Annotated in this window: 10 protein-coding genes; 2 read left to right on the forward strand and 8 right to left on the reverse strand. The window is 72.6% G+C overall.

Going from position 1 to position 8,925, the window contains the following annotated elements; translation table 11 throughout:
- Positions 1 to 540: substrate-binding domain-containing protein (locus KBX39_RS14580; protein WP_210871034.1), on the forward strand; the 540-nt coding region annotated here is incomplete at its 5' end.
- Here KBX39_RS14580 and KBX39_RS14585 read toward each other — a convergent pair.
- From KBX39_RS14585 to KBX39_RS14620, 8 genes are read right to left on the reverse strand one after another with little or no spacing between them, the layout of a single operon-like run.
- A complete protein-coding gene (locus KBX39_RS14585; protein WP_312247258.1) occupies positions 465 to 1,715 on the reverse strand; it encodes a VWA domain-containing protein in 1,251 nt (416 codons plus the stop codon). The genes KBX39_RS14580 and KBX39_RS14585 overlap by 76 nt on opposite strands.
- A complete protein-coding gene (locus KBX39_RS14590; RefSeq protein ID WP_210871036.1) occupies positions 1,697 to 2,494 on the reverse strand; it encodes an SRPBCC family protein in 798 nt (265 codons plus the stop codon). The genes KBX39_RS14585 and KBX39_RS14590 overlap by 19 nt, the downstream gene beginning before the upstream one ends.
- Positions 2,491 to 3,360, reverse strand: coding sequence for a MoxR family ATPase (locus KBX39_RS14595; RefSeq protein WP_210871038.1), 870 nt, complete (start codon positions 3,358 to 3,360; stop codon positions 2,491 to 2,493). Before KBX39_RS14595 ends, KBX39_RS14590 begins: the two co-directional genes overlap by 4 nt.
- The gene (locus KBX39_RS14600) at positions 3,357 to 3,929 is read right to left on the reverse strand and encodes a nucleotidyltransferase family protein (RefSeq protein WP_312247262.1); all 573 of its coding nucleotides are present in this window, start codon (positions 3,927 to 3,929) and stop codon (positions 3,357 to 3,359) included. Before KBX39_RS14600 ends, KBX39_RS14595 begins: the two co-directional genes overlap by 4 nt.
- Positions 3,930 to 3,937: 8 nt before the next feature.
- Positions 3,938 to 4,804, reverse strand: a complete 867-nt coding sequence (locus KBX39_RS14605; RefSeq protein WP_210871042.1) for an XdhC family protein — start codon at positions 4,802 to 4,804, stop codon at positions 3,938 to 3,940.
- 11 nt (positions 4,805 to 4,815) lie between these two features.
- Positions 4,816 to 7,206, reverse strand: a complete 2,391-nt coding sequence (locus KBX39_RS14610; RefSeq protein ID WP_210871044.1) for an aerobic carbon-monoxide dehydrogenase large subunit — start codon at positions 7,204 to 7,206, stop codon at positions 4,816 to 4,818.
- Entirely contained in the window at positions 7,203 to 7,751 is a 549-nt protein-coding gene (locus tag KBX39_RS14615) for a (2Fe-2S)-binding protein (RefSeq protein ID WP_210871046.1), read from the reverse strand. The genes KBX39_RS14610 and KBX39_RS14615 overlap by 4 nt, the downstream gene beginning before the upstream one ends.
- A gap of 2 nt (positions 7,752 to 7,753) precedes the next feature.
- On the reverse strand, positions 7,754 to 8,626 hold the full coding sequence (locus KBX39_RS14620) for a xanthine dehydrogenase family protein subunit M (RefSeq protein ID WP_210871048.1): 873 nt from the start codon (positions 8,624 to 8,626) through the stop codon (positions 7,754 to 7,756).
- A gap of 116 nt (positions 8,627 to 8,742) precedes the next feature.
- On the opposite strand from KBX39_RS14620, the gene KBX39_RS14625 reads away from it, so the two are divergent.
- On the forward strand, positions 8,743 to 8,925 hold a 183-nt coding region (locus KBX39_RS14625), incomplete at its 3' end, for an XdhC family protein (protein ID WP_210871050.1).

Raw genomic sequence — 8,925 nt, forward strand, 5'->3', positions numbered from 1 at the left:
GCGGACGTCGCGATGGGGCCGCTGCCGCCGGTGGCTGATCCGGCGATCTCCGGCCGGCCGATGATGAACTACCGGCTGGTGACTGTCCTCGGCCCGGACCATCCGCTGGCCGGTGTGCCGGCCTCGCCGGGGCAGCTGCGTGACCAGACCTGGCTGCTCGGCCCTTCGGCCACCGACACCGTGGGCGCTGTCCCGGCGATGCTGCGCCGGCTCGGCGTACCCGAGGAGCGGCAGCAGATCTTCCAGAGCCACGCGGCGGCGCTGGGTGAGGCGCAGCGCGGCCGGGGGATCGCGCCCGCGCTGTCGTTCACCGTCGCGCCGGATCTCCGCAGCGGCCAGCTCGTGGCGTTGTCCGGGCCGCACGCCAAGGCCGAGGCAGTGTGGCATTCGCTGGTGCTCGTCACACCCGGCACACCGTCCGTGGCAGCGGAACTGTGCCGCTTCGCGTCGACGCCCCGGGCGATTCAGGCGATGATGCGCGGCGTGGGCGTCGCGGTGAACCGCTTCCGGCCCTCGGTGCACGTGACGCTCTGGAGCTGACCGGCGGCGTCCAGCAGGTCCCGGAACGTCGCGGCCGGCAGCAGCCGGTCACAGTAGGGCAGGGCCGCGGCCATGCCCGCCACCAGGGGAGCGAAGCCGGGGGCGCCGGCCCGTGGGTTCAGCCAGACGATCCGGTGGGCGCGGCGGCTCAGCCGTGCCATCACGGCGGCGAGTTCGTCCGGGGGGTCGCTGTCCCAGCCGTCCGAGCCGATCAGCACCACCGCCCCGCGAACCGCGTCGCCGTGCGGGGACGCGAGCAGGGCCCGCAGGTTCGTCGCGATGCGCGTACCCCCGAACCGGTCGGTCACGGCGGCGCCGGCGTGCGCGATCGCCGCGGACGCCGACGTGTGCCGCAGCGCGACGGTGAGCCGGGTGAGCGTCGTGGCGAAGGCGAACACCTCCGCGTCGGTGCTCACCGCGAAGGCCCGCAGCAGGTGCAGGTACGCGTGGGCCTGGGCCCGCATCGACTCGCTGAGGTCGCACAGCAGCACCACCCGGCGTGGTCGGCGTACCTGTCGCTCGCGGACGACCTCGACGGGCTCCCACGCGGTGCGACGGGCCCGGGCGATAGTCGGACGCAGCGCGACCCGCCGCCCGGCCGGACCGACGGCGTGCCGCCTGGTGCGCCGGGACGGCCAGCGGGCGACGGCCTCGCGCAAGGCGTCGCCGAGCAGCGCGAGCTGGGCGGCGTCGAGGTCCTCGAACGGCCGGTCGGCGAGCCCGGCGAGGGCGCTGGGCCGTCGCTCGGGCAGCCGCACCCCGGCGTCGGAGGGCTCCGCCTCGGCGACGGGCGCCGGCAACGTCGCCCACGGCAGCCCACCACCGTCGCCGGTGGCGTCGGTGTCGGCGGGCACCGGCAGGTGCACGTCGTCACGAGCGGCCGGCGGGGCCGCGGACCGGGTGAGCGGCAGCGGCGGCGCGTCGGCGAAGACAGCGGCGAAGACGCGGTCGAAGGCGGCGAGGTCGGCGTGCCGCCGCACGAAGCTGATCCGGGCGGCCCAGTAGAGCGCGGTCGTCTCACCGGGCGTCCACACGCCGAGCGCCCGGACGAAATCACCGGCCTCGGTGAGCCCGGCGGGTACGCCGGCCCGCCGCAACCGGTCGGCGAACGCCGTCGCGAACGCCGCGCGGTCGACGCCGCGCAGCACACCGCCGCTCACCGGCGGGCGACCCACCAGGCGATCATCCCACCGACGACGACGATCCCGACGAGCACCGGCACGAGGCGCTTGACGACGGCCCCACCGGCGATGTCGAGCAGGTCCAGCGTCTCCGGTTCGGCGTCGGCGTCGGCATCCGGTCGACCGGTGGGCGCCGAGACGGCCACGGGGGTGCCGGCCACGGTGGTCCCGGACGGGGTGGCGTCCGCGTCGGCCGCGAGGGTACGGGGCAGGGCCGTGGAGGCGTCGGGCCCGGTCGCGGCGGACGTGGCGCGGTCGGGCGTGGCGGCGACGGCCGGCGCGGGCTCGGATGCGTCAGGCGCGGTGGCCGCGTGCGGGTCGCCGGTCTCCTCTGCCGCCAGCCTCGCTTCGAGGTTGGCGACGAACTGGGCGAGCAGCTTGCCGGACACCTCCTTGATCATGCCGCTGCCGAACTGGGCCAGCCGCCCCGAGATTTTCAGATCGGTGTCCACGTTGACGACTGTGCGCTGACCGTCCGGCCGCAGGTGGGCGGTGACCAGGGCGGACGCGTTCGCCGCGGACCGCCGGTCGCGGCCCTTCGCCTCGATCACCCCCCGGTACCGCTCCTCGTCCTTCTCGACGAAACGTGCGGTGCCGGCGAACTCGGAGACGACAGGGCCGACCTTGACCTTCACCGTGCCCTGGTGGACGTCGCCGTCGACGCCGGTCAACTGGGCGCCCGGCAGGCACGGCGCGACGCCCTCCAGGTCGGTGAGGATCGCCCACGCCTGCGCGATCGGAATGTCGACGGTGAACTCGTTGGTGATCTTCATGCCGGCCTCTCCTGGTGTGCGCCGAGCGCGGCGGCGACGGCGGCGCGGTCGTCGGGGGTCTTGGCGATGGTGCCGATGGTCCGGACGACGTCGTCGGCGGAGAGGTCGGCGGCGCCGAGCACTGACAGCGCGGCGACCCAGTCGATGGCCTCGGCCATGCCGGGCGCCTTGTCCAGGCCGAGGGCACGTACGTCGCCGACGAAGGCGGTCGCCGTGCGGATCAGCCCTTCGGAGGCGCCCGGCACGGCCCGCCGGACGATCTCGGTGGCCCGGTCCATCTGCGGAAAGTCGATCCAGTGGTACAGGCAGCGGCGGCGCAGCGCGTCGTGCAGGTCGCGGCTGCGGTTGGAGGTGAGCACCACGACCGGCGGCGTGGTCGCGGTGAACGTGCCCAGCTCGGGGATGGTGATCCCGGACTCGCCGAGGAACTCGAACAGCAGCGCCTCGAACTCGTCGTCGGCCCGGTCGATCTCGTCGATCAGCAGCACCGGCGGGACCGGCCCCGGGTGGCGTACCGCCCGCAGGATCGGCCGTTCCTGCAGGAACTCCGCGGCGAACAGGTCGGCGTCGGTGAGCGAGGCGTGCCGGGCCTCGGCCAGCCGGATGGCGAGCAACTGCCGCTGGTAGTTCCATTCGTACAGCGCCTCGCCGGGCGTCAGGCCCTCGTAGCACTGCAACCGGATCAGTGTCGTGTCCAGCGCCCGCGCCAGCGCCTTGGCGGCCGCGGTCTTGCCGACGCCGGGCTCACCCTCGAGCAGCAGCGGCTTGCCCAGCTCCAGCGCGAGGAAGACGGCCATCGCCATGCCGTCGTCGGCCAGGTAGTCGACGGCGTCGAGCCGGCGCCGCACGGCCAGGGGGTCCTTCACCGCGCCTCGCCCGAGAGCAGCCGCCGGTAGTCCGCGCGGGTGTCCACGTCGATCGGCACCGGCCCGTCCACAGGTATCTCCGTGACCGGGTGGCGGCCGGAGTGCAGCAGCTTCCACACCGCCTTGTCGCCGTGCAGGACACGCAGCTCCGGCAGGACGTCGCGGGCGAACCAGAACGGGTGTCCCAGGCCGTCGGCGTACCGGCACACCGCGAGCGGGGTGGTCGCCGCCGCGACCCGGCGTACGTCGGCGGCCCGTACGCCTGGGTGGTCGCCGAGCAGGAGCACGAGCCCGTCGGCGCGCGGGTCCACCGCCTGCGTCGCGGCGCGGACCGACGATCCGCAACCAGTGCTGAACTCGGCGTTCTCGACGACCTGGACCCCGGTCAGGTCCACCCGTTCGCGGATCAGGTCGGCGGCGCCGCCGAGGGTCACCAGCAACTGGTCGAAGGCGCACGAGCGGGCCAGGTCGAGGGTGGCGTCGAGCAGCGTCCGCCCGCGGTACGGCAGCAGTTGTTTGGCCTCGCCGAGGCGTACCGAGGCCCCGGCGGCCAGAACCAGGCCGGTCACGAACACGGCTACGCCGCCACGTGCCGGTCGAGGCAGCCGGGGCAGCAGAACCAGTGGTCGGTGCCGTCGATCCGCACGTGCGGGGTGTCCGGTCCGATCAGGACTGTCATCCCGCACACCGGGTCGACTGCTTGCAGGGGGAGCGCCGCGGGTGGTGCGGGGGAGGAGGCGAGGCCGTCCACCCGCAGCGCCCGCACCACCTCGGCCATGATCGACAGCGCGATCTCCTGTGGTGAGCGCGCCCCGATCTCCAGCCCGGCCGGGGTCCGGACCCGGGCGCGCTCCGCGTCGGACAGCGCCAGTTCGTCGAGCACCGCCGCCCCGCGCTTTCGGCTGGCGACCAGCGCGATGTGCCCCACCCCGGCGTCCAGCGCGGCGCGGATGGCGTCCTGCTCGCCCTTGCCGAGGCCGGCCACCACGACCGCTGTCGCGCCGGCGTAGTCGCCGGACGTGGCCACCTCGAAGTCGAGGAAGGCCGCCAGGGTGGCCACCGCCGCGCTGATCGGCGTGTCGCCCACCAGACCCAGCACGGGTACCGGTAGCACCGGGCGCAGGAAGATCTCCAGCGCCCCGCCCGAGTGGCACGGGTTGACCACGACCCGTGCCCCCGGCGTGTCGGGAAAGGCGGGCGTGCCGTCCGGCAGGACCCGCAGCAGCAGCGCCTTGCCGTCGCGGAGGGTGTCCAGGGCGGCCGCCCGCACCGAGTTCTCGGCGCACACCCCGCCGACGAAACCCTCGATGGTGCCGTCGGGCAGGATCACCGCGTCGTCGCCGGGCCGGGCCGACGTCGGGTCCTGCGCCCGGACCACCGTGGCGTGCACGAACGGCGCGCGCGAGGCGGTCAGATCCTGCGTACGGCGGGCGATAGTCGTCATGGCCACCTCCCCTAGATCGGCGGGCGGGCGTTGCCGCGCATCGCGTCCCAGACGCGCGACGGCGTCAACGGCATGTCGGCATGCCGTACGCCGAAGGGTTCGAGCGCGTCGACGATCGCGTTGACGATCGCGGGCGGGGAGCCGACGGTGGCGGACTCGCCCACGCCCTTCGCGCCGATCGGGTGGTGCGGGGACGGGGTGACGGTGAAGCCGGTCTCCCAGTCGGGCACCTCCAGCGCGGTGGGCAGCAGGTAGTCCATCAGCGACGCGCCGAGGCAGTTGCCGTCCTCGTCGAACGCGATCATCTCCATCAGGGCCATGCCGACCCCGTCGGCCAGCCCGCCGTGCACCTGCCCCTCGATGATCATGGGGTTGATCCGGGTGCCGCAGTCGTCGACGGCGATGAACCGCCGCACCTTGACCTGCGCGGTGCCGGGGTCGATGTCCACCACGCAGATGTACGCCCCGTGCGGATACGTCAGGTTCGACGGGTTGTAGCAGATCTGCGCCTCCAACCCGCCCTCGACGCCCTCGGGCAGGTCACCGGCGCCGTGGGCCCGCATCGCGATGTCCTGGATCGTCACGCTCTTACCCGGATCGCCCTTGACCCGGAAGGAACCCTTGTCCCATTCCAGGTCGGCGACCGAGACCTCCAGCATGCCGGAGGCGATGATCCGGGCCTTGTCGCGGACCTTGCGGGCGACCAGGGCCGCCGCGGCGCCGGAGACGGGGGTGGACCGGCTGCCGTACGTGCCGAGGCCGAACGGCGTGTTGTCGGTGTCGCCGTGCAGCACGTCGATGTCGTCCGGCGGAATGCCGATCTCCTCCGCGACGATCTGCGCGAACGTCGTCTCGTGCCCCTGACCCTGGGACTGCACGCTGAGCCGGACCACCGCCTTGCCGGTCGGGTGCACGCGCAACTCGCAACCGTCGGCCATGCCCAGGCCGAGGATGTCCATGTTCTTGCGCGGCCCGGCGCCGACGGCCTCGGTGAAGAACGCGATGCCGATGCCCATCAGCTCGCCCCGGGCCCGCTTCTCCTGCTGCTCGCGCCGCAGGTCGGCGTAGCCGGCCATCTCCATCGCCAGCCGCATGGTCGGCTCGTAGTCGCCGGAGTCGTACACCCAGCCGGTCTTCGTGGTGTACGGGAACTGCTCCGGCCGGATGAAGTTCTTCAGCCGCAGCTCGGCCGGGTCCATGCCCAGTTCGTCGGCGAGGCAGTCGACGATCCGCTCGACGAGGTAGACGGCCTCGGTGATGCGGAACGAACAGGCGTACGCCACACCGCCCGGCGCCTTGTTCGTGAAGACCGCCGTCATCTTGCAGTACGCGGCCTCGATGTCGTAGCTGCCGGTGAAGACGCCGAAGAAACCGGCCGGGTACTTCACCGGCGCGGCGGTGCCGTTGAAGGCGCCGTGGTCGGCGAGGACGTTGGTGCGGATGGCCAGGATCCGGCCGTCACGGGTCGCCGCGATCTCACCACGCATGATGTAGTCGCGGGCGAAGCCGGTGCTGATCAGGTTCTCGAAGCGGTCCTCCATCCACTTCACCGGCTTCCCGGTGACGATCGACGCGACGATCGCGCAGACGTACCCCGGATAGATCGGCACCTTGTTGCCGAAGCCACCGCCGATGTCCGGCGAGATCACCTGGATCTTGTGCTCGGGGATGCCCGCCACCAGGGCGTAGAGGGTGCGGTGCGCGTGCGGCGCCTGCGTGGTGGACCAGAGGCGCAGCTTGCCCTCGACGGCGTCGAAGTCGGCGACCGCGCCGCACGTCTCCATCGGCGCCGGGTGCACCCGCGGATAGACCAGGTCCTGGCTGACCACGACGTCCGCCCGGGCGAACACCGCCGCGGTGGCCGCCTCGTCGCCGGTCTCCCAGTCGAAGCAGTGGTTGTCGGTCTTGCCCTCCAGGTCGTCGCGGATCACCGGGGCGTCCGGTTCCAGCGCGCGGCGGGCGTCGACGACCGGGTCGAGGACGTCGTACTCGACGTCGATCAGCTCCAGCGCGTCCCGCGCCGCGTACGTGTCCTCGGCGACGACGAACGCCACCTCCTGACCCTGGAAGCGCACCTTGTCGGTGGCGAGCACGGCCTGTACGTCGTTGGAGAGCGTCGGCATCCAGGCCAGACCCTGCTCGGCCAGCATCGCCCCGGTCACTACCGCCTTGACGCCGGGGGATGCCTCGGCGGCGCTCGTGTCGATGCTCAGGATCCGCGCGTGGGCCACCGGCGAGCGGAGGATGGCCAGGTGCAGCAGCCCGGGCAGCCGGACGTCGTCGACGAACCGGCCCCGGCCGCGCACGAAGCGCGGATCCTCCTTCCGCAGCATCCGGCCGTAGCCCACCGGCTTCTGGTCGTTGTCGGGGAAGGTGTCCACGCGCTCGTGCACAGTCGTCATACGACGCTCCCGGCGGGCCGGCCGGCGTTGTCGATCTCGCCGGCTTCGGGTGATTCGGTGGTCTCGGTGACCGCGGCGGCCGCGTTCGCCTCGTGCACGGCGGCCCAGCGCACCGAGCGCACGATGGTGGCGTAGCCGGTGCAGCGGCAGATCTGGCCGGAGATCGCTTCGCGGATCTCCGCCTCGGTCGGGTCCGGGTTGCGGTTGAGCAGCGCCCGAGCGGTCATCATCATGCCGGGCGTGCAGAAGCCGCACTGCAGGCCGTGGCACTGCATGAAGCCCTGCTGGACCGGGTCGAGCTCCGCGCCCTTGGCCAGGCCCTCGACGGTACGCACCTGGTGGCCGCCGACCATCGCGGCCAGCACGGTGCACGACTTCACCGGTTCGCCGTCGAGCCAGACGACGCAGGTGCCGCAGTTGCTGGTGTCGCAGCCCGAGTGCGTGCCGGTCAGGCCCAGCACGTCGCGCAGGAAGTGCACAAGCAGCAGCCGGCCCTCGATCTCCCGGGTGACCTCGACGTCGTTGACGGTCATGGTGACCTGCATGCTCAGCTCCTCGCCCGTTCCACGGCCCGGCGCAGGGTCCGTCTGGTCAGCTCGTCGGCCAGGTGCCGCTTGTAGTCCGCGCTGCCCCGCTGATCGGTGGCCGGATCGCAGCTGCGCGCGGCGATAGCGCCGGCCTGCTCGAAGAGGCTCTCGCTGGGTGTCTGCCCACGCAGCGCCGCCGAGATCTCCGGGATACCTGTGGTGTTCGGGCCCACGGCGGCCAGCCCGACCCGGGCGTCGGAGATCACGTCGCCGTCGAGCCAGACCGCGGCGCCGGCCGAGACCACCGCCCAGTCGCCGGCCCGGCGTTCCACCTTCTCGTAGGCGCTGCCGCAGCCGGGCCGCACCGGCAGCCGGACCTCGACCAGGATCTCCCCGTCGCCGACGGCCGTCTCGTACGGCCCGACGTGGAACTCCTCCATGGACACCACCCGTTCGGCGCCGCCGGGCCCACGGATCACGCAGCTCGCGCCCAGGGCGGTGCAGACCGCGGACAGGTCCTCCGACGGGTCCGCCTGGCACAGGGAGCCGCCCAGTGTGCCCCGGTTGCGCACGATCGGATCGGCGATCACCCGTTCGGCGTCGGCGAAGATCGGGAAGGCCGCCGTCAGGGTGGCGGACTCCAGCAGCTCCCGATGCCGGGTCAGCGCACCGATGCGTAGCTCGTCCGGGCCCGCCTCGATGTAGCCGAGCTCGTCATGGAGATCGTTGATGTCGATGAGATAGTCGAAACTGGCCAGCCGCAGCTTCATCATCGGCAGCAGGCTGTGCCCGCCGGCGATCAGCCGTGACGTGCTGCCCAGCCGTTCCATCAGGCTGATGGCGTGGTCCACACTGGTTGCTCGTTCGTACTCGAACGGGGCCGGCACCTGCATATCGCACCTCCGGAAGTCGTCAATGTGGTGCCGGTGCCCGCGGAAGTCAACGCCGACCTAAGCAAGTCCTTAGGTCGGCGTTGACGGTGCCGCGGCTGCTCACGGATCGTGCGGCAATGCGAGACATCGTCGACGGGTTGAGCGCGTGGCGTGCCGCCGGCGTCCGGTTCGCCGTCGCGACGGTGGTGCGGACCTGGAAGTCGGCGCCCAGACCGCCGGGCGCGGCCATGGCGGTCTGCGCCGACGGTGAGGTCGTCGGCAGCATCTCCGGAGGGTGCGTCGAGGGCGCTGTGTACGAG

The sequence above is a fragment of the Micromonospora sp. D75 genome (assembly GCF_018070405.1).
Taxonomy (GTDB): Bacteria; Actinomycetota; Actinomycetes; order Mycobacteriales; family Micromonosporaceae; genus Micromonospora; species Micromonospora chalcea.